This is a genomic window from Flavobacterium procerum (assembly GCF_042431625.1).
In the GTDB taxonomy this organism is placed as follows: domain Bacteria; phylum Bacteroidota; class Bacteroidia; order Flavobacteriales; family Flavobacteriaceae; genus Flavobacterium; species Flavobacterium procerum.
On sequence record NZ_JBHLYW010000006.1, the window covers coordinates 49888 to 72092 of the forward strand.

18 protein-coding genes are annotated in these 22205 nt (G+C 31.4%); 15 read left to right on the forward strand and 3 right to left on the reverse strand.

All coding sequences use genetic code 11. The features are described 5' to 3' along the window. Positions 1 to 116: 116 nt before the first annotated feature. Positions 117 to 2012 carry a hypothetical protein gene (locus ACFFLS_RS05350; protein ID WP_379682352.1) on the reverse strand — a complete coding sequence of 632 codons (1896 nt, stop codon included), beginning with the start codon at positions 2010 to 2012 and terminating at the stop codon, positions 117 to 119. Between the two features lie 563 nt (positions 2013 to 2575). Here ACFFLS_RS05350 and ACFFLS_RS05355 point away from each other — a divergent pair. From ACFFLS_RS05355 to ACFFLS_RS05390, 8 genes are all read left to right on the forward strand, one after another. Further along, positions 2576 to 4468 carry an O-antigen ligase family protein gene (locus tag ACFFLS_RS05355; RefSeq protein WP_379682351.1) on the forward strand — a complete coding sequence of 631 codons (1893 nt, stop codon included), beginning with the start codon at positions 2576 to 2578 and terminating at the stop codon, positions 4466 to 4468. A 560-nt stretch (positions 4469 to 5028) separates the two neighbouring features. After that, positions 5029 to 5256 carry a hypothetical protein gene (locus tag ACFFLS_RS05360; RefSeq protein ID WP_379682350.1) on the forward strand — a complete coding sequence of 76 codons (228 nt, stop codon included), beginning with the start codon at positions 5029 to 5031 and terminating at the stop codon, positions 5254 to 5256. A gap of 68 nt (positions 5257 to 5324) precedes the next feature. After that, the gene (locus ACFFLS_RS05365) at positions 5325 to 6536 is read left to right on the forward strand and encodes a DUF4221 family protein (protein ID WP_379682349.1); all 1212 of its coding nucleotides are present in this window, start codon (positions 5325 to 5327) and stop codon (positions 6534 to 6536) included. Between the two features lie 2 nt (positions 6537 to 6538). Beyond that, positions 6539 to 7003, forward strand: a complete 465-nt coding sequence (locus ACFFLS_RS05370; RefSeq protein ID WP_379682348.1) for a hypothetical protein — start codon at positions 6539 to 6541, stop codon at positions 7001 to 7003. Positions 7004 to 7171: 168 nt separating this feature from the next. Then, complete coding sequence (locus ACFFLS_RS05375) at positions 7172 to 9481, forward strand: hypothetical protein (RefSeq protein ID WP_379682347.1); 2310 nt, start codon at positions 7172 to 7174, stop codon at positions 9479 to 9481. A 359-nt stretch (positions 9482 to 9840) separates the two neighbouring features. Then, positions 9841 to 12363, forward strand: coding sequence for an outer membrane beta-barrel protein (locus tag ACFFLS_RS05380; protein ID WP_379682346.1), 2523 nt, complete (start codon positions 9841 to 9843; stop codon positions 12361 to 12363). A 67-nt stretch (positions 12364 to 12430) separates the two neighbouring features. Continuing rightward, positions 12431 to 13564, forward strand: a complete 1134-nt coding sequence (lepB, locus tag ACFFLS_RS05385) for a signal peptidase I (protein WP_379682345.1) — start codon at positions 12431 to 12433, stop codon at positions 13562 to 13564. A 252-nt stretch (positions 13565 to 13816) separates the two neighbouring features. Then, positions 13817 to 13975: a hypothetical protein gene (locus tag ACFFLS_RS05390; protein ID WP_379682344.1), complete on the forward strand. Its 159-nt coding sequence runs from the start codon at positions 13817 to 13819 to the stop codon at positions 13973 to 13975. A 784-nt stretch (positions 13976 to 14759) separates the two neighbouring features. Here the strand turns inward: ACFFLS_RS05390 and ACFFLS_RS05395 are convergent. After that, the gene (locus tag ACFFLS_RS05395; RefSeq protein WP_379682343.1) at positions 14760 to 15038 is read right to left on the reverse strand and encodes a type II toxin-antitoxin system RelE/ParE family toxin; all 279 of its coding nucleotides are present in this window, start codon (positions 15036 to 15038) and stop codon (positions 14760 to 14762) included. Then, complete coding sequence (locus tag ACFFLS_RS05400; protein ID WP_379682342.1) at positions 15031 to 15276, reverse strand: ribbon-helix-helix domain-containing protein; 246 nt, start codon at positions 15274 to 15276, stop codon at positions 15031 to 15033. Before ACFFLS_RS05400 ends, ACFFLS_RS05395 begins: the two co-directional genes overlap by 8 nt. Before the next feature lie 1144 nt (positions 15277 to 16420). On the opposite strand from ACFFLS_RS05400, the gene ribA reads away from it, so the two are divergent. The 7 genes from ribA to ACFFLS_RS05435 all read left to right on the forward strand — a co-directional run bounded on the left by ribA (position 16421) and on the right by ACFFLS_RS05435 (position 22201). Beyond that, entirely contained in the window at positions 16421 to 17020 is a 600-nt protein-coding gene (ribA, locus tag ACFFLS_RS05405; protein WP_379682341.1) for a GTP cyclohydrolase II, read from the forward strand. A gap of 49 nt (positions 17021 to 17069) precedes the next feature. Beyond that, positions 17070 to 17720: a CDP-alcohol phosphatidyltransferase family protein gene (locus ACFFLS_RS05410; protein WP_379682340.1), complete on the forward strand. Its 651-nt coding sequence runs from the start codon at positions 17070 to 17072 to the stop codon at positions 17718 to 17720. A gap of 6 nt (positions 17721 to 17726) precedes the next feature. After that, entirely contained in the window at positions 17727 to 18701 is a 975-nt protein-coding gene (locus ACFFLS_RS05415; protein ID WP_379682339.1) for a glycosyltransferase, read from the forward strand. Between the two features lie 170 nt (positions 18702 to 18871). Next, positions 18872 to 19324, forward strand: a complete 453-nt coding sequence (locus ACFFLS_RS05420; protein ID WP_379689214.1) for a methyltransferase family protein — start codon at positions 18872 to 18874, stop codon at positions 19322 to 19324. Between the two features lie 9 nt (positions 19325 to 19333). After that, complete coding sequence (locus ACFFLS_RS05425; protein WP_379682337.1) at positions 19334 to 20029, forward strand: class I SAM-dependent methyltransferase; 696 nt, start codon at positions 19334 to 19336, stop codon at positions 20027 to 20029. Position 20030: 1 nt separating this feature from the next. Next, positions 20031 to 20804, forward strand: a complete 774-nt coding sequence (locus ACFFLS_RS05430; protein WP_379682336.1) for a class I SAM-dependent methyltransferase — start codon at positions 20031 to 20033, stop codon at positions 20802 to 20804. Then, a complete protein-coding gene (locus tag ACFFLS_RS05435; protein ID WP_379682335.1) occupies positions 20801 to 22201 on the forward strand; it encodes an oligosaccharide flippase family protein in 1401 nt (466 codons plus the stop codon). Before ACFFLS_RS05430 ends, ACFFLS_RS05435 begins: the two co-directional genes overlap by 4 nt. Positions 22202 to 22205: the final 4 nt, after the last annotated feature.

The window sequence follows — 22205 nt, forward strand, 5'->3', positions numbered from 1 at the left end:
TTAAAGATGTTTTTTAATCATTTATTGAAGCCTGACAAGCCTAGTTCACATTGCTTTAGTAGGTTGTTTTTGTTTTTATTGGTGTGTATTTTGGAGTAGATAAAAATGGAGTTGGCTTAAAAATCATCAAATCCTAGCCATTTTTGATTTTTGTGGCTGTCAATGGTAAAAACATGCTCTTCTTTTCCCTCGGTGTAGTTTCTTAACCATAATAGTGAATTTTGAGGAACGGAGTAATGCATGACAGTATCTTTAGCTGTTTTTTTTCCTAGTGATATCCATTTTTTGTCCCAATAGAAAAGCTCATATTTGTTTCCGATGTTTATATGGTTGTTATCATTCCTTACCTGAAATTTAATAGAATTGATTTCTGTAGGTTTACTGAATTTAAATCCAAGAGAAACTTTCTTGCCTCCCGAAAAAGACAAGGGATTCTCATCAAAAGCCCCTTCGGACCATTTAGTGACTGAATTGTTTTTTTCAATAACAGTTCCTTTTAAATGCTCGCCTCGGCTATTGCAAAATGATAAATAGGCTAAGTAAGATTCTTTATCATTGGAGAAAAACCGAACATATTTGAACTTTCTTCTGTTTGCTATTTTGACCTCGTTTATTTGCGTGCTTTTAAAATTAGATATGGTATGTAAGGTTACCGCATCGCTAAAATCAATATTGCTGGCTCCTTGAAAAACACAATTGTTCAGATTTTTGACCCAGTCAATGTTACGGGTACTTTTTGGGCTGCTGAGACCGTATTTTCTCAGTAATTCCGAATTGACGATTGATTTTGACGGTTTGAAGAAATGAATTTGTTTCTTTTTGTCTATATAAAAAGGATATCCAACCGGAATAAATGCTCCGTTGTTTTGTGTGCCAATCATGTAAAGAACGTTAACCCCCACAGCATCGAAAGTGTAATATTGGCTGTTGTATCTCCCCGATGAAACGGCTTTCCAGATGTTGTCCGCATCAAAAACACACAATACCGGCTTTGAATTTTGTGCTTCAAAGACATTAGAGATATTTATATTTACAGTAGGAGTGTATCGAGTTGTCACATCCTGAGAAAATGGAGAAAAAGCATATTGGTCTAGTCTGCTGTATCTTTCTCTAAATACCTTTGGAATACTCTCGCCAATGTATTGCTTTTTTAAATCTATGCCACCCTGTACATCTGTAGAATACTCCTCTGGACCATATTTTACGTAAATCCAAGAATGTCCCAGTGAATGGTGATTGCCCCAATGAGGAATCATTTCTTTTGCGCATATAATTCCTAAAGACCTGAATACATTGACTATATAATTGACTCCATCGTCGCATGTGCCTACTTTGGTGTCTTCAACTTGGCTGATGCTTAGTGGCTGAGGATAGTAGTTTTCCATATTTGTTATACTAGAATGACCAAATTCAGATGTGATTGAATCCACGATTTTTTTTAGTGGCGTGTTGTTTTCAAGTTTTTCATAGACCCATGAGTATTTTTCAATCAGTTTTTTTCGCGTATTTTTTTCAATTGGTTCGCTTCCGCTTTTATAGGGTAAAACATATTCGCAAAATTCTTCAAAAGAACCTCTCTTGTTTTTTGGCAGTTTGCTCCACGACTCAAACGATAATTCTATGTTGTTTATAAGGTAATCAGAAGTGAGAAACTGGATGTCTGCAATCAATTCTGCATTTTTCAAGGTGACTTTCTGAGAAACGGAATCAAATATTTTTCTGAATATCTCTTTTCGCGCATCGTTTATGGGATATTTGCGCATGCTTTCAAAAGCACCTTCGAAGCCAGCTAGAGATTTATAGGATTTTCGATTTGGCATATTTTCGATTAAAAAAACCGCGGCTTCGTACTTAAGGCTGTCAGAAGGCTTTTTCTTGAAAAAATCCAAAACTTTTTCCATTTCATTTCTGTTTTCTCCAGCTTCACTTAACGCTGCAGTTAAACTGTCCGAATGATTTTTACAGGATGCAACAAATACAATCAAAATCAGCTGGTATAAAAATTTCATCATTTCATTCAAGTTAGGTTGTTGAGCAATGTCATTTTTTTATTGATTGGAAAGATTCACTAAAAAATGAATTATAGATATTGTTGGGATATTAATTTAACAAGTATTGATTATGTCTAGAATCTAGCCGTTTTTTATTGATTTAAAAAGGGGGTTTTTTGAATCTTTCAACATTAAAATAACATTAAAAGAATATTAATTAAATAGTGTTGTTTTTAATTATTTAACATTTATTTTTTAATTAATGATGTATTTTTTGCTTAAAAATAAAATAAATTTAAAATATTTTTCAAATATATAATTTATTTGTAAATATATTTTTATTTTTACAATCGATTACATTTTTTATTTTTTGATAATTAGTAAAATAAAAGTCGTTAAAAATTACGAATTATGTATTTATGAATAATGCATTATAAAAAGATATAGACTGAAAAATAATTGTAAATATTGTCTTTTTGTAAGTAAATGTAAATTTAACTTGAACTAAAAATAACAAGGTTTTACGCAGGAAAATAGAATTTGAATTAGAGGATTTACAATAAAATTAACATAATTAGCCAGTAATGATTTTAAAAAATAAGGTATTGTTTGTTTCAAGGCTTTTGGGTATCACTGCGGTAATTATTCTTGTACTAGTTGTTCCTCAGATTAATATTCGGGATTATGCGCAGTCCACAATAACCAGCAAGTTCGTTATTTTTCAATACATCATTATTTCGCTTATAGTTTTATGTATTTCTGAAATGATTTACAGAAGAGAGAGGATTTTTTTGCTTTCTAAAATTGATTTTGTTTTATTGATACTTGCCGCTTATATTATTGTTAATCGGTATTTTATTCAACCTCATTACGGATTTTCCATACGATTTATGGAATTATTAGGGCTTGGTCTTTTTTATTTCATTCTTAGACTTAATCCTTTCAGGCATTTTTTCTGGTTACTGCTTTGCATTCTAATTTCGGGTATTATCCAAGCACTGCATGGGTGTTTACAGTTATTGGGTTTTCTGTCTTCAAATCATTCCGGATTTAAGATTACAGGTAGTTTTTTTAATCCTGGACCTTATGCGGGTTTCCTGGCGACGGTTTGGATAATTGCTTTTGGGGTATATTTGTTTAATGAAAAAATAGTAGATCAGCTAAAAACAAAGGAAGATAGATGCTTATTATTTGTAGAGCGTTATTCAAAGGGCATTTTTTTATATATTCCTCTTCTTGCTTTATGGAGTATCTCAATGCTGCTTTTTGTTTTACAATCCCGAGCTTCCTGGTTAGCTGTATTGGTGTCCGGAGGAATGTTAGCGGATTTAAAGTTTCATTTTTTTAGAAAACTCAAACAAAGAATAGTTGTCACATACACTAAAATAGCTTTATTGGCCTTATCGGTTGTAATTGTGTCGATTATAAGTTTTGCCATTTATAATCATAAAAAAAAATCATCAGAAGGCAGGGCATTTATTTGGAAAATCAGCAGCGAGATGATTTCAGACTCTCCTTTTTTCGGAGTCGGTTTTGATCGTTTCAAAGCACATTATATGGTCTATCAAGCCAATTATTTCAAAGAGAATGATAAAACTTCAGAATCATATCTAGCAGATAATACTTATTATGCCTTTAATGAGTTTATCCAATTTACAGCTGAAAACGGCTTTATAGGCTTTCTGTTGTTGCTAGTATTGATTTACATAATATTTTCTGTCTCTACTGAGCCTGAGTTGGAGTTGCATTCGCAAATCATAAAGTCCGTTTTGCTAGGAATGCTTATTTTTTCTTTCATCTCTTATCCTATGCAGATTCTTCCGATAAAAGTCATTATGTACTTTCTATTGGCCCAGTTGGCTAATCTTGATTCAAAGAAATCAAAATTTATAGTGAATGATAATCTTTTAAACAAAAGAGTTGAAAATAGTTTTAAAGTTTTTATTGCAGCTATTAGCATTGTTTTCATAACAGGGCAAATAATGCACACAATACAGCTGCAAGGGGCTTTCAAGAACTGGAATGATGCGCAGAAAAGATATAATGCCAATGATTATGCTACGGCAGTTAAGATCTACGGACAAGCATATCCTTTTCTATATAATGAAGGAGATTTTTTGATGAATTATGGAAAGGCCCTATCCTTAAGTGAACAGAACAAACAGGCTATTGACATTTTTAAGCAAGCAAAAAGACAGTTAAACACAACTATCATCCAAACGGGTTTAGGGGATGCTTACAAAAATGAAAAACAGTATGATGAAGCAGTTTTGGCCTATCAAAACGCTTATTATATGATCCCGTCCAGATTTTATCCTTTATATCTCACAGCAAAATTATATGAACAGACCGGAGAACATGAAAAAGCTGTAGATGCCGCTGAGAAAATTTTACAAAAAGAGGTTAAGATATATTCAACAGCTATTGGTGAGATGAGGGATGAAATGAAAGAAATAATTGCCAAATATGGTAAATGATTTCACTTGGGATTTTATTTGAAATCATTTAATAGTTAAGCCCTTCGAGGGCATATTCTTTTGATAATGACCGAAAGCATTGGTCTAAACTTATAACATTATGACTTACGCTGAAAGAAAAGAAAAGGAAAACTACCTTCTGTATTTAATAGAACATAAAAGACTGCATTCACTGGAAAAAGTAGCTGAGGACTATAATTGCAGCATTAGGACAATCAAAAGAATGTTAAATAGTCTAAGATATGAAGGATACAATATTAGTTACTGCAGAAAAAGTAATAAATATTTTATGGTTAAGTAGCAAAGTGACAGAATTTGTCCCTATGATGTTATTCTTTTGTCTAAATAAGACCTCTGGTCTCATAATTAAAAATATAGTCACACATTATTTAATTAAAATATGAGCTTATGAACTAAACCCAAATGAAACCAGAGGAAGTCTTTAATTTTTTAGACTAAATAATAGTAAAAAATCTATTGTTTAATATTTGGTAAAGGTAGTATTTCCTAAAAGACTTTTACAAGACATAAAATGATTTATAAAATTTAAATTTATTAAAATGAAAAAAATTATAGGAGTTTTAGCAGTTTTTACCTTTTCTTTAGTAGTGTTTTCAAACACAGATACTGACAATCAATCAAATCAAGATATCAGCTTGAGTAATCTTTTGCAATTAAATTCAGCTAATGCTGAATGCACGCCACCTAACGCATCGTCTGCAAATGCTTTTTGTACTGTCGGAGGCAGATGCAGATATGACACTTCAACCAGAGATTGTCACTTGTAAATTGCTTATTAACAATTAGTCATAATTCAAGACCAGACTTGAGTTTGGTCTTGTTTAACAATCTTTCTATGAAATTACTAAACCTTAAAATATTTGGCATATTACTATTTTTTTGTGTCTTTTTATCCTGTACAACCAATACAAACAAGATTGAAAACGTAAATAAGGGAAAACTTAAAGCAACAATGCAGTTAAGTGCAGTTAAGACAAAGCGAATTATTTTGGACACCAATACAGCTCCTAAGCCTCAATATATTCAAATGTATAAAGATGCAACCAGCAACACCTTGAACTTAACCTTTTTAAACACCTATGACAATTCGATTTATTTTTATGATTACAAAACATTAAATTTTCTAAGAAGAATTTCCTATAATAAAAAAGGGGCCGATGGTATAGAAATGCCTTTAGGGTATCATATTAAAAATATGGATTCTATTTATGTATTTAATTATATAAATCTGGAATTATTGATTGCTAATGATAAAGGTAAAGTATTAGATAAGATACCATTAACTGATAATCAGGATTTTAAAAAAGCCTCCAGTCAATCTTTGTTTTATGCTCAATTTCTTCCTGAAACTTCTAATCCTTTTTTAGAAACTTCTAAGGAGTTGCTGCTACCTGCTCAATACATTCGAACGATTCCCGATTCATTAATTTCTAAAATAAAATTTCTAGAACGAGTTAATCTTAAAACAAATGAATTGACGCTCAATAATACTTATCCTTCTTCATTATACGGAAGCAATTACAATTGGGATGACGAAACATTTACAGAAGTCTTTGGCGAACTTCATCCTGATGGAGATAAATTAATTTATAGCTTTCCGATTTCACATGAACTTTACATCACCAAAATTGGTTCAGAACAATACAAAACAGTATATGCAGGAAGCAATTTTGCTGGAACTATCTTATCGATTGGTAAGAAACCAAACAAAACAAAAAGAGAAGATCTGATCCAGCATATTGTGAGTCAGGATTTATATGCGGCAATCAAATACGATAAGTACAGAAAGGTGTATTATCGTTTTTTACGAAGAGCAATTCCTAATGCAACAATCAAAACTCAGATTAAAGAGAAACCTATTACGGTAATAATACTTGACAGCAATTTTGGCTATTTGGGAGAAACAACTATAGGAACAAGTGAAGATTGGCATTGGCAGAATAGTTTTGTAACAGAAGAAGGACTTAATATAGAATTCATAGATAAAAAAGATGTCGATGAAGGAAGTCTGAATTTTAAAATATTTGTACCTAAAAAAATTAAATAAACATGAGAAAATTATTTTTATATACCCTGCTGTCGTCTTTAATTGCTTTTTCTTTTTCATGTAATAAAAGTATTCAAGAAATAGAAAAAGATCAATTAACTAATGCTGTCGATAATATCGGAACAAAGAAAAATATAGATTGGATTGTGATACTTCCTGGGTTAGGATGTTCAGGATGTATTCAGGAAGCCGAAGATTTTTTGAAAAAAAACGCCGATAACAAAAGAATATTTTTTGTATTGACAAAAATAGAATCTCTTAAAATTTTACAGCAAAAAACAGGTGTTAAAATAGCAGAACATTCTAATATAATAGTAGACAGAGCAGATCAATTTATCGTTTCTACAAACAATAGCATATATCCTTGCATTATCAAATTTAATGATGGAGAATTTGTAAGTCATGAGTTTCAATCTCCCAATAACTCAAATGCTTTTGAAAAGCTTAAAGCCAGGGTAAGTCTGTAAAGAAGATTTTTTTAAAATAATATTGCTAGTCAGGAGTTCTTGTTTTTCGGGTAATAAATTCCCTTCATGCATTCTATAAAAGCCACTTTAAGTTATCAAATAATGAAAAGCCAAGCGAAATCACATATAACCCTATTACTGCTAAAGTTTAGCGTGTGTTTATTGTATATGATATCAGAAGTATGCTATTCACAAGCCAAGACTAATATTGCCGATGTTATAGCCGACAACATTCAGACATTGACTAAAAATCGTCATTTAGATAACGTTTACATACGAACAAGTAAAAATATATATGAAACCCAGGAAGACCTTTGGTTTAAAGCATATGTGTTAGATTCGCAAAGTTTTATTCCTTCCTTGCGTAGTAAAATTTTATTTGTTCAGTTAATCGAAGATCAAACGGATAAAGTGGTATGGGAAGAAAAATATGAAATTGAAAATGGTTTTGTAAACGGCCATCTCTATATTGATGATTCCCTAAAACCTGGTTCTTATAGCTTGGCAGTTTACAGTTCAGCATCTTTTTACAATGGCATTAAAAGTTTTAATTCAACAGCGAAGATAAACATACTAAAGAGTATTAATGACAAAGTCAATTCTCAAAATCAAGCAGCTCAAAAAGAAACTGGTTTAAGTTTTACTCTTTTCCCTGAGGGTGGAAATATTGTGTCGGGCATCCAGAATAAAATTGCTTTTAAGGCTTTGGATTCAAAAGGATTTCCAGTTGATGTGTCTGGAAAATTGTATGAAAATAACATTTCGATTTTAGATTTTAAAAGTGCTCATGCAGGTATGGGAAGTTTTTTGTTTAAGCCCAAATCAAATAGTAAATATCACATCGAACTCAGCAATAAAATAAATTATCCGTTGCCACAGATTTTCGCGCAAGGCACTATTTTACATTTACTGAGTAATGATAGTAATTTCGCTGTTTTTAAAGTGCAAAATAGTGATAAGACAATCAAGAAAAACGTTTTTTTAAGAGTACAGTCCAGAGGCACGGTGTATAGTGTTGCAATTGGAATCTTAGAAGATGAATTAACAATCAAAATACCTCTCAAAGAGTTGCCTCAGGGTATTTCTGAGGTAACTCTTTTTAATGAAAATGTAGAACCAATAGCAGAGCGTTTGATTTATGTTAATCAGCAAAAGAAATTAAATATAGAAGGCGTAATTGATAAAAGTGAATATCAAAAAAGAGAAAAGGCTACTTTAAAAATAAAAGTCACTGATGAGAATCGTAATCCTGTAATTGCTCATTTGGGGATAAGTGTTGTTGATCAGTTGTATATAAACAAAACTGATTCAAGAAATATAATGACTCATTATTATCTCTCTAGTGAGTTGAATGGCCAAATTTATGACCCTGGATATTATTTCAATAAAAACAATGCGAATAGAGAAAGTGCGCTGGATTTGTTATTGCTTACGCAAGGATGGAGACGTTATGTTTGGAATGAAAACAATTTAAAGGAACATAATGCACTTTTTAAAACGATTCTATCAGACAGTATTTCAGGAAATCTTGGGCTAGAGAATCCAAATAAGAAAAGCTCAGAAGAGATATCAAAAATCGTAATGGTTTTTACGTCCAATCCCTCAAAAGGGCAAGATGTTTTTACGTCCAATCCTAATGGAAGCTTTGCCATAACCTCGAATCACCTAAAGATGGGAGAAGGTCAAAATCTATTTATTAAACCGATGACAGCTGAAAAGCCTAAATATGTAATTAAGCTAAAAGACAATTCATTTGATGTTATAAACTCAAGCAGAAAACAGATGACCAGCAACTATCCACTTGAGAAAATAGTAAAAGAAAATTTTGATGATACGTCTAAAATAGTAATGCGTTTAAATCATCTTCAAAAATTAGACGAGGTCGTTGTCGGAGATAAAAACAAGAAGGTTTTTAGAAACAAATATTTAGGAACTTTGGATAGCTTATCACGATTGAATTCTAGGAATTCGGATTTTGTATGTTTGGAAGGAGGTCCTTCAAGACCTATTTTGAATTGTTTTATGAACAATCATCATGAAGGCAAAACCAGAGCTCCAAAAAATGGAGAGAAGGTTGTTGTGCTTCTTGGTAAAAACAGAGAAATACTAGGAACTGATTACCCGCACCAAAATTACTACGGGACTAGGGAAATCATTTATAAAAATCCCGATCAGGATTTGACAGAAGAACAGCTTTTGCAAAAGTTTAATTTGAAAATGATCAAAGGCTACTATGGAAAGCGCGAATTTTATGAAGCGGTCTACGATAAAGTAACAATAAACGACCCTTTTCCTGATTACAGAAATACTCTTTTTTGGAAGCCCGATGTTATCACTAATGAACAAGGAGAAGCTGTTATTCACTTTTATTGTTCGGATATCAACGCCGTCTTTTTAGGGCAAATTGAAGCAGTAAATGCTGCCGGCTTACTGGGAGTGGAAAATTTCAAACTTAAAGTTGTAGGTGAACGGAATTAAATTGTAGGCAGTTCTACACTGTTTCTCACTGTAGAGTTTCATTACTTGTTTTGATTTTTCAGGTAGTTCAAAACTAATTGAAATTATTATTAATAAAAGCTAAATAACAACTGCTTTTCGTGCAGATTTAAGATTATAAAAAATACCACTTAATGAAATTCACTATAAATTATATATTATTAATTTTTTGTTGTTTATCCAGCTTTTATTCTTTTTCGCAAAAGAATGTTGTTATTAATGGTAGACTAATTAGCCATAAAACCGAATCCTCGATAGAATCAGCGACAGTTTATTTAATTCACCCCAAAGATTCTTCGGTAATAGCATACACTATCTCAGATAAATCTGGGCGTTTTAAATTGGAGACCAGATCTAAGACAGAAAATGTAGTATTTAAGATTTCGGCGGAAGGTTATCAGGAAATTTCCCAATCATTAGAAAATGTAAGCCAAGACGCCGATTTAGGAGTATTTAAACTTTTGGAATATGAAAACAAGCTAAACGAAGTCGTAATAAAAAGTGCAGCTCCGCCTATTCGCATTAAAAAAGACACTTTGGAATTTAATGCATCTTCATTTAAGCTTCGTCCAGATGCAAATGTAGAAACACTATTGAGGCAATTGCCAGGAGTTACCATTGATGATGACAAAAAAATTATGGTAAACGGTAAAGAAGTCAATCAAATACTGCTTAACGGTAAACCTTTTTTTGGGGAAGACGGTAAAATTGCCCTTCAGAACCTGCCTTCGGAAATTATAAAGAAAATACAAGTTTCAAATACAAAAACTAAAGAGGAGGAATTTACAAAACAAGCTTCTACATCTAATAAAGCTTCCATCAACTTAACAATAGAAAAAGATAAGAGCAGGGGGCTTTTTGGAAAATTTTTGGGTGGTTATGGCAGTTCTGACCGGTATGAAAGCAGCGCCCTGCTGAGCTACTTCAAAGATAAAAGAAGAATCAGTTTTTTAGCTTCTTCGAATAATATCAACGCTGCTGGATTTTCTATGGATGAGGTTTTTGATAATATGCGGGGAGGCAGAAATTCAGGTTCTCGAGGACCTGTAATTGGAAGAGGACCAGGGATTATAAAATCAAATTTAATCGGGATGAACTATGTTGATGAATGGTTTAAAGGCAATAAATCTAATGGGAATTATTTTTTTACAGACTCTGATTCTGAAAATAATAACAGAACATCAGAACTAACACTCTTGCCTGAAAGTTCCCTGTTTACCGAATCGACTACCAAAACCAAAAGGGGATTTACGAAGCACAATGCTGATTTTAATCTTGAGCTTGATATTTCGCCAATGACAAAAATTATTGTTACTCCAAAACTCGAAATCGGAAATACCACAGAAACTGTTTCTTTTTATAGAAAAACCACCGACGAAAATGATCAATTGATCAATACTGCTGATTCTGATAATCTGAATGAAACTGATAATACAAATTTTCAGAATAATATCAGTGTTTTTACAAAAACAAAAAAGAAAGGAAGATATTTTACGGCCAGCTTTTTCAACGAAAATCTAAAAACGGACTCCAATTCAATTATAGAATCTACGACGATTTATCAACAGGGAAATACACCTAACGACATTCGTAATCAGAATGTAAAAGCACTAAACCAAAGAGATAGATATTTAAGCTCTTTGCGTTATACAGAACCATTAACAGACTCTTTGAGTTTGAATTTTAATTTTAATACGGAGTGGGAAAAAATTAAGGATGATAAAAAAACTTATGACCGCGATTATTCCGTTCATCAATTAGTAGATTCACTTACAAATTATAGTTTTTCTACTAGATTTCAAATTAATCCTAAAGTGGGCTTTACCATCAATAAAAATAAATTCAATTTGACAGTATCTACAGGCACTTATTTTGTCACGGCGAAGAACAATGCAGAATATATTAACCAGACTACAACCCTAAACAAAAATTACATAATTCCTGAGGGATCGCTCAAAGGGAGTTATCAGTTTACAGAAGAGAAAGGATTGTATATGTTTTATGAACGCAGATTTTTAATTCCTAAGGACTATCAGGTTTTAGCCGTCCCTAATCTGGATAATCCATTAGTAACAAGAACTGGAAACCCAGATTTGAAGGCATCAACGTCTCATGTTGCTTATATTACTTATACCAGTTATAATTCTCAAAACCTTTCGGGTTATGATTTATATTCTAACACCACTATTTATGATAATCAAATAATAGCGGCTTCAGCATTTAATAATGCAGGAAGACAAATTGCAACTTATCAGAATGTTTATGGAACCTTCAATACCCTATTGGGAGTTGAATGGAATAAGACGATAAAGAGAAATGCACATGTGTTTTTGTTGATGTTTGCGATAAACACCGATTATATTTTGGATAAAGGATTCACCAACGGACAGTTATATTCTGCAAAAACATTGCGTTTTTCTCCTGTTCTCAAGCTTTCCTACGATTACGGAAAATTATTGAGCATCAAACCAAGATATAGTTTTGCATACAATGATACCGAATACACCAACAGTTTTATTAATTCAACATCCAATAAACTGCATAATCTTAATATTGAGACAACATGCTTTTGGCCAAAAAACTGGGTTTTTGGAAATGATTTTGGATATACATATAATTCGGATATTTCTGGACCGTATAAAAAAGATTTTTATTTATGGAATACCAGTTTGTCCTACAAATTCGCAGAAGATAAAATGACTTTCAAAGTCAAAGTATATGATTTACTGAATCAAAATCAGAGTACTACAAGAACCATCACGCCAACAGCTGTTGTCGATGCCGAAAACACAGTTTTGAAACGCTATGTTATGTTTTCGCTATTGTATAAATTTCAAAATTTCGCTACAAAGAAAAAAAATTAAAAAAAAACTATGTAGGCTGAAATTACCTTAAGCAGTGAATTTTGAATAAGTAAAACTATATTAATTTATGATGAAAAAGATACTGATAAGTTCTCTGGTGTTATTTTTAATAGTTTTAGGTTTGTTTTGGCTGAGTGGTGCAATACTGCTTTTTATAGTAGCTTATAATATTGTGTCATATTACATTAAATTAATTAAGCATTCTTTCTTAAAAAAAATCACTAAATGCATAGCTGTTTTTTTGTTTCTTTCAACCTCATTGATTTTTACAAAGTTATTAGTTTTTGATCTATTTAGAATTCCAAGTTCTTCAATGGAAAACCTTTTGTATCCTGGTGATGTTATTGTGGTAAACAAGCTAAAATATGGACCCAAATTGCCATGTTCTCCGTTTGACATCCCTTTGGTAAACCTGGCTTTTTACAGGAATAAAAATGCTCTATCAAAAATAAAGGACAATTGGTGGAACTACAACAGGCTAGGGGGGACGACAAATATTGAAAGGGGGGATGTCTTTGTGTTTTCGTTGGATCTAAGCCGAAAATATTTTGTTGTTAAAAGATGTGTTGGGCTGCCAGGGGATACGATAATGATAGTTAAAGGGGAAGTCTATGCCAATTCCAAGCTCTATAACTCTCCTGAAACGGTCAAAAACAGCTGCAGTTTCAAATTAAAAGACAAAAAAAAATTCTTCACCATAATCGATTCGCTAAAAATAGAAGAAAATCTGATTTATGAAAACGATTCTTCGAATCGGGCTAGCGCAATGTTTTCAAAACACGAACTTCAAATACTTCAGAAAATGAATTGCATTGACTCGATAAAAAAGAATGTAGATTTTTTTAAAGATTCTCAGGAAGAATTAATAAAGACTGCACACAGCAGCTGGACATTAGATGAGATGGGACCTTTATTAATACCTAAAAGAGGAATGGAAATAAATCTGAATCCGGATACTTTTCTGCTGTATAAAAAAATATTAAGCTTATTTGAAAATGCAATCATCACACAGCAGAATGGTAATTACTTTATGAATGGGAAAAAAGTAGACAAATATAAATTCAAGCTGAACTATTATTTCATGATGGGAGACAATAGAAAAGGGACCTCAGATTCAAGGTCTTGGGGCTTCCTTCCAGAATCGAATATTGTTGGAAAAGTTCAATGTGTTCTGTTTTCCGGCAAGAATAATAAAATTTAGGTGGCTAGATTGTAAAGGGTATTAATTCAAATATTATAAGGTCTTTGCGGCTGTTCCGCTTAGGCTCGGTTAGGATTGAGAATAGAGGAATAGCAATTCAATTGGTTCTGTCGCATCAGTTGCATAGCTATTATCTCTAGATCTTAAAAATATATTAAATGAATACCAAAGGTCATTGTTGTCCCAAAGCTATTATTTGCAGGCCGTTTATTTCAAATTGTGATTTACTGCGATGTTGAGGAAATAATGAAAATGCGTGGAATAGCAGTTGATCACGCTACGATTCAGCGCTGGGTGTTTAAATTTGTACCGTTGATTGAATTGGAACTCAAAAAGACAAAGAACAGTAGAAGAACCGGCTGGAAAATGAATAAAACCTATGTAAAAGTAAAAGGCATCTGGTGTTATTAAATGCACCGATTCTACATCTTTAATTTTGTGAGCTTTTATAAAAATTGAAAAAAGGCTTAAATTAAAAAAGCCTGCGAATCTTACGATTTGCAGGCTTTACCACGTTTTTTATGGGTTTTTGAAAAGATTGAAAAACTTTCGTTTCGGCTTCTTTTACCCTTTTGGTGGGGAGAGCAGGATTCGAACCTTAAGCCCGGAACCTGCTTATTTCCTGCGTTTGTCGTTTTTTAGAACCTATGTTGCCACGATGTTGCCATTAAAATAAAACTGTTAACTTTTAAGTGTTAATGTTTTGATTTTTAATGATTTGTGTTGTTTTTTTGCTGTCGTAATTCCTTTTAATGCAAATTTAATGATTTTATTGTCGGACTGATTGTCTTGCCCTGTTTTTTTATCTATTCTATCTTGAAATGATTAAGTATTGATTTCTGATTATCCTGAGCAGTGAGAGCCACGCGTCCATCAAATATTCTTTTACGCCGTTTCGCTCCTGAAGCGCTCCCTGATAAAAAAGTTAAGGCTGTCCATCAATTATGAATGGCATTATATTGTTGGCTAGGCACTCCTTAAAAATAATTAATCGGCATGATTCCGTTATCGGTAAATTTATGCTAAAAAGTTAGTATAAAAACATTTTTTTGCCGATAGAGGAAATATGCTGCGGCAGACTCTCGTTCAAAACAGATTACACAGGGACTTCATTACAATGAAAAACAGATTTCTTATTATGATTTTTATTCAAACTGCCCTAGCTTTTTGTTGCAAAAACGGAGGTAAGCCCGCTCTAAAAATCCTGCCTTCCAATAATGGTAATAATCTCGACCCGTTTATCTCCATTTATCCGGTAGTAAATAGTATCAACACCGCAAACGCAATAACGGTACCCTTTTCTGATATGGTCCGCAGATGGAAATAAAAATGGGTTTTGTCCTATTTTGGCAAAACAGTCGTAAAACATGTTGAAATAGTGATCAGCCTGATCTACGCCAAACTTGCTGACACCATAATAATAAATTCTTTTTAAATCTTCCTTGGCTTCGCTACTTATATAGTAGCTATACATTTCCCAGATCTTTTTTAAACTCGGCTAACATTTCCTCTCTGCTCTGCTTTTCTGCAAAGCCGCTTTTTTCTCCCTTATCTATTTTAGCTCTTACAAAGTCATAAAATTCTTCTTGAGAACGTGCTTTTTTTATTAAAAAGTTAATAGCTTCACTTTTACTGCTAAACTCTTCTGATTTAACCTGATTTTTTAGCCACTCTTCATTGGGAGCAGTTAATGATATACTTTGTCGTGTCATGGTAAAAGCTGTTTTATTGGTGTAAAATTACACCAAAAATTTTGAAATATAAAAGATTAGGCCAAAAACTTAAATAAAACAGCCTTGCCTTTTTGTGGCAAAAAGGAAGGCAGCTCCAGTACTGTTGCATGTATTTCGCTGCTCACTATTTTGAGTATTCCCATTGTTGCTAAAAAACACAGACTAACAAATGGATTTGCATTATTTAGAAAAACAATCTTTAGAAGAAAAAGGAAATAGAAATATCTACCTAATTTTTGAACAGAAATAAGTGTTTCATAAAAAAAATTAAATTGGCGCCATAGGGCTTTGTGACGGGGACAGGACAGATTACAACATCATTTTTGGATGATTTGAAGAAAATGGCTTACTATATGTAGTGCCTGTCTTTCATTGGCTTTACAAGTTTGGTTTAGATGTCCTGTTGGGGATTGATGAAAAAAAAATGTAAAAACTAAATTGGTATATGGCGGTAAACTGACATACAATTCTACAAATATTATTGAGGATTTGAAAAGAATGTTTTAAGTTAGGGGAGTATTGTCTTTGTTTGGCTCAATCAATTATTGTCTGGGATTTTAAAATAAATCTATTTGGTTTTCGGAATTTTTAACAAAATGATAATTTATTTGGTTAAATAAGTCTCCTTAAATTTTGTAGCAAGAATTTCATAAATAGAAAAAAAAATTAACATTAGTCTCAGCTTTTTGGGTGGGAAAAAGTATTAAGTCTATACTAATTGATTGTTGTTCGACTGGAGTTAAAAATTGATTTGTTTCTACATGGAAGTAAGTGTTTTTTAGAATAGGTACGAAATAAAAATTTGCAAAAAAAAACTTTTTTTTAGATTTTCTTCTTTTCTCGTTAGCGCTTGTATTACACGAACTCATTGCTGATAAAAATGTATAAAACAGTGAATAGATTTTTACTTTTTTTAATCGATTGTAATTTTAAAATTTAGTAGAAATTACACTTTATATAAAAAAGAGAAAGATTATTTCATTACAAGTGCTTGTGTTGCTTTGTTTTTAGCTTTTTTTTTAAATGTGGTAGGGTAGAACCAAAGTAATTTGTTTTAATAAAGTATATACATACGAGATTTAGACCTTTTTGGTTTTATTATTAAAAAAATATCATTGGATTTATGTCCTTAAAGAATCAAGTTGAGACGCAGCTACCTACCGATTGGGGAATTTTTAAAATTATAGCATATTCTGAGGATGCTGATGATTGGATGCCACATATTGTTTTAGTACATGAAAAAACTGATTTTGAAAAACCAGTTGCAGTACGATTACACTCGGAATGTTTGACGGGAGATATTTTTCATTCTCTTAAATGTGAATGTGGTAAGCAGTTACATAGGGCAATGGATTATTTCAGTAAAAATGGAGGTATTTTAATTTATTTGCGCCAGGAAGGACGCAATATTGGGATTATTGATAAGCTCAAAGCATATAAACTTCAGGAGAAAGGAATGGATACCGTACAAGCGAATCTGTCACTTGGATTACCTTCTGATGGGCGATCTTTTGATGAAGCGATAACCATTTTGGAAGATTTAGACGTGAAATCGATACTGCTTTTGACAAATAACCCTGAGAAGATAAAGGCTTTTGAGAATTCAAAAGTAACATTGATTGATTTTATCTCTATTGAGATTGAGCCAACAAAAGAAAATGAAGGCTATTTGCGTACAAAAAGAGATTTTTTTAAGCATTTTCTGAATTTAGCTTCTATATAATGTTTTCATTTTAAATGTAGCAGAATTTATTTTTATGAAATGTAAAAAAATGAAGATCGACTGGTTGTTTTATCACTCAGTTCTAATTTTGATTGGATTGTTGATTGATGTGTTTAATGGTAGCGTATTGTTTAGTCTCATTTTTGGGGCTTTAGTATTCTTGTTTTTTTTGGTTAAAAATTGGGATGGATTTACCGAAAAAAAAACTTGGGGCGGTTTACCAAATGCAGTAACATTATTTAGGTTAATGTTGCTTTTTACTCTACCATTTATAAGTGATAATCGGTTCAGCATAGCAATTTTGGGTACTTTATTTGTTGCATTAGACGGTGTCGATGGTTTTCTGGCAAGAAAACTTGATCAAATTACGCATTTTGGTGGACTGCTAGATATGGAAACTGATGCTTTTTTCTGTTTAATGTTTTCGTGGCTGATTGCATTAGAACATGTAGAGATGCAATGGGTTTTAGTTGCAGGAAGTATGCGGTATTTTTATAAAATTGTAACCACTTTATACACAAGAAAAGTTTTTGTAGAAACAAAGCAGAAATATGCCCGCTTTTTTGCAGGTTGCTATTTTGTTAGTTTGATTCTGTTTTTCTATGTTCATTTTTCGATCGGAAAATACATCGTAGCGATAGGAAATGTGCTGGTTTTATTTTCATTTTTGATTTCGTTTTTTCATTTTTTTAAAAAATAGGAGCGTGTGATTATTATTTTGACATCTGGTATCTGCGAAAAAATTAGCGGAGGAACTATTTACAATGCTAAGCTTTATGAATTTTTAGCAGAAAAAGGACAAAACGTTGTAGTTGAGGTTGTTGCAAGTATTAATGAATACAACTTTAGAAATGAGGTATCATATATAATTGATGGTATTTTGATTGATGAAAATCTGAATATGATTAGATTGAAAGAATTTAAGATTTGTTTTTTGATTCATCTTTGGCCTTCCATAAATCAGACACATTTAAAAAGTGATACGTTAATTAAAATTGAAAAACAGATTTGTGAATCATTTTTAATTTTTATTACAGGAACTGTATCATCAGATTATATTAATGATTTTATAAAGCCAGAAACTAAAAAATATTATTTAATAGAACCGGGAATTGATAGTGGCTGGAAGACTAAAGATCACTTTAAGAAGAAACCTCAAAAAATAGTTTATTTGGCCAATTTTATTGAAGGCAAAGGACACGTTAAACTTTTGAAGGTTGCTGAAAAGTTGAGAAATTTAGATTTTAAGATAGATTGTTTCGGAGAAATACTCTCAGAAAATTATTATTTAGAGATGATTAATCAATCAGAGCGATTTGAATTAAAGAACATTACGTTTAATAAAGCCGTACCACATCAGCAGATAAATGATTTGCTTTTGCAATACGATTTAATGCTCCATTTTTCTGATTACGAAAGTTATGGTATGGCAGTTATGGAAGCATTTAGTACACATTTACCGTGCATAATTACACCTACAGGTAATTATAAAAAATATCAGTCTATTGGTTTTCAGGGTGTTTTAAAGTCGTTTGATATAGATGAAATGATAAATGGAGTTGAAAATACTCTAATTTCACCTAACAGATATTTACAATTAGTGCAATCTGTAAAGAATATAGGTATAGAAAGTTGGGAGACTAACTTTGATTTGTTTTTAAGTAAAATAGAAGGGTTATGATCATTTTTGCATTTGTATTTGGGTATGTTAGTTTGCTTATTGAACTGATTTTTTTTCATGTTCCAAGTGTTGCAAATACGAAAAACTTTTTCAAAAAAAACAATAATTATAAGATTGATGAAAGCCAATATATTACAGAAATATATGAATGGCCAAAATGGAAAAAAATGATGTTTTTGACCGTGCCGTTCTTTTTTATAAATATTTATTTTTTAATACCTTTTTTATATTTTTTTCCAAATTTTCATCAAAATAATTGGCTTCTTTTTGAGACCAATTATGAGTTAATTGTTGTCGGATCATTATGTGTAATTCTGGGCAGATTGATAACATTTGGGTCTATGTTATATATGCGAAAGGAGAATAAACAAATACAAAACAATTTTAAACTCCATACGAAAGGTATTTTCAAATATTCCAGAAATCCGGGATTAGATGGTATGTTTTTGTTTTTTATAGGATTCGGAATTTTATTTCCCAGTTTTTTGATTTTTTCAGGATTGGTATTTTACTTTTTTTATATGCGATTCAGAGTAAAAATTGAAGAGGAATTTCTAAAAAAAAACTTTAAGGAGGAATACTTGGATTACATCACTCAAACGAAACGCTTTTTATTATTTTAAATGGAAAAAATGATTGACAATCAACAGCAAACAATTAAAGAATGGTTTGATTATACTTATTTGACAAGAGGAGAAATGTATCTTCGGCCTAAAAATGCGTATTATATTTTTGCTGAATTGCTTCAGATTAAGCCTAATGCAAAACTGCTTGATGTTGCGTGCGGTTTGGGTAGAATGTTAGAAATAGGATTAGATTATAAAGCCCAATGCAGTGGTGTCGATATTTCTAGTGTAGCCGTTGAAACAGCAAAATTGAAACTTCCGGAAGCCAATATTGTGGAGGCAAATGCCGAAGAGTTGCCTTTTAAGGACAATACATTTGATTTTGTTACCTGTCTGGGATCATTAGAACGGATGATTGATAAAGAAAAAGTTTTACAGGATATTAAAAGGGTTACAACTTCTGATTCCCGTATTTGTTTTATGGTAAGAAATTCAAATTCATGGCGCTGGCTGATTACAAAAAAACTTTTTTTGACAGTAAACAAAAAAGGACATCAGGATGCAAAAAATTATCAGCAATGGAAAGCTTTATTCGAGAAGGAAAACTTTGAAATTGTAAGCTGTATTCCAGATCAATGGCCGATCATGAGAATACTCCAGATTTTGACTTTTGGAACATTTAAGGGGTACAAAAACAAACAAAACAGTTTTACGCCATTGCAATATGCCAATGAATTTATTTTTATTTTGAAAAAGAACTAACTTGAATACACCTGCCAACATAACACAGTTATACAACGCTCTTTTTCAAATTGAAGCCAAACTTAAATCGGATAAAGAATATCCAATTCATAAACGCTTAAATCTTGGAGGAAACTTCAATGATATTTATGAATATTTGATTTCAAAAATAGACGTAAAAAACAAATCTATTCTAGATGCCGGTTGTGGTGTTGGTTTTGGGAGTTTATTGTTTGCTAAAAATAATGCGGCAAAAGTTGTCGGAATCAGTGTTAGTGATTTAGAAATAGAAAGTGCTCACCGTAATAAAAGTAAATATCATTTTGAAAGCATTGATTTTCAGGTGAGTAATTTTGAAAACACGGCCGCATCTAGTTATGATTTAATATTTTGTGTAGAATCATTAAAACATTCTCTAGACTTTGATAAAGATTTTAATGCATTATTAAACGGATTAAATACAAATGGTAAATTAATTATTGTAGATGATTTTTTTGAAGATAAAATTATAAATGCAACTGCTAAAAGTTTTATGACCGATTGGAATCTGAATTTTTTATTGGCATTGTCTCATTTCTCTAATATGTCAGATGAATTTAAATTAGACTTAGAAGATTTGACGCATTATATGCCTAAAAAATCCGTATTCAAAATCAATATACAACTTCTGTTTTTTAAAGTATTCAGACGAAAGTCTATGTTTAAAAAGCTTTTTAAAGGCGGATTATTACTCGATAAATTGTTCGCAAAAAAAGTAATGAAATATCAATTGATTAGTATAACAAAGCAAGAATGAAACATACTTTAATATATACGTTTTTTGGGGTTTTACCTCCGATAATTGGGTTTGTTTTATTGCCTGTTTTTTTAAAATATCTCACTACAAATGAGTATGTAATATTGTCGTTGTCAAATGCTTTTTTTGCAGTATTTTCTATTGTTTTAAACTTAAAAGTAGATCAGGCATTTCGACATATTTATTTTTTTGAACCAGATAATACAACTAAGCAATTGTCATTATTTAGAAGCCTTTTTAATTTTCAGGTTGTACTTTTTTGTTTTTGGATATTGATAATGTATCTTTTTGGTAATCATGTTTTTATATTGTTTTTCAAAAATAATATTTCGTTTTTTCCTTATACATTTATAATGATGTTATCATTATTTATAAGCATGCTGAATGGTTTTTATTTTCTCTATCTGCAAAATAAATTTGAAGTTAAAAAGTATAGTATCTATGTTATAATCAATATTTTACTTACACCTTTTTTGCAGGTAATGTGTATAAAAGTATTGAAATTAGGCTTTTTATGGTTTTTGCTTTCGTCGCTTTGCGCAAACATATTTCTGTTTCTGTTGATTATTTTTAATAATAGATTCCTTTTTAAAATTGAATTTTCAAAAAATGTTATTAAAGAAGCGCTTCAGTTCTCATTGCCGTTTATTCCGTTTTTGATACTTTATAATTTAGAAAATCAATTAGATAAGTTTTTTATAGAGAAATTTTTACCGCTTGAAGATTTAGCGAGTTATTCCGTTTTATTAAGTATTTCAAGTGCCATTTTTATATTGTTCAATAGTCTGGATAATGCAATACGACCAGAATTATTTTCGTTGCTTTCAAAAAAAACAGAAGGTTTTGAATTGTTAGTGCAGCAAAAGATAGATTTTTATCTTTTAGTTGGGTTTGTTGCATTAAGTTTTTTATGCGCTTTTGGCACAAATATTCATTGGTTTCTAAATCATAATAAATACAATGGCATAAGTTTCTATTTTCCGATAGTTGCCCTTGCGTTTTCGCCCTTAATTTTATTACGTTTTCTGGCGCTTATTTTAATGTACGAAAACAAAATCAAGAAGATCAATTATCTTACAGTAGCTAAAATAATTGTAATGACCATTCTTTTTTATTTTTTGATACCAAAACTGAAAATCAATGGTGCGCTGATGACAATCGGGATTTCAAATTTGTTGAATGTTTGTATTTTCTATACCATTCTTGAGACAAAAGTACTTCCAGATATAAAAAACTATTTCTATTTTATTCTTTTTGTTTTATTAAATAGTGTGATGTTATTTCTGGATAAATCTTCACTTGTGTCTTCAATAGCTATTTTTCAATTTGGTCTATTTATTTTGATATTTCTGATAAAATACCAAAAAAAACTGAGAAGAACATTGGCAACCCTTTAAAAAT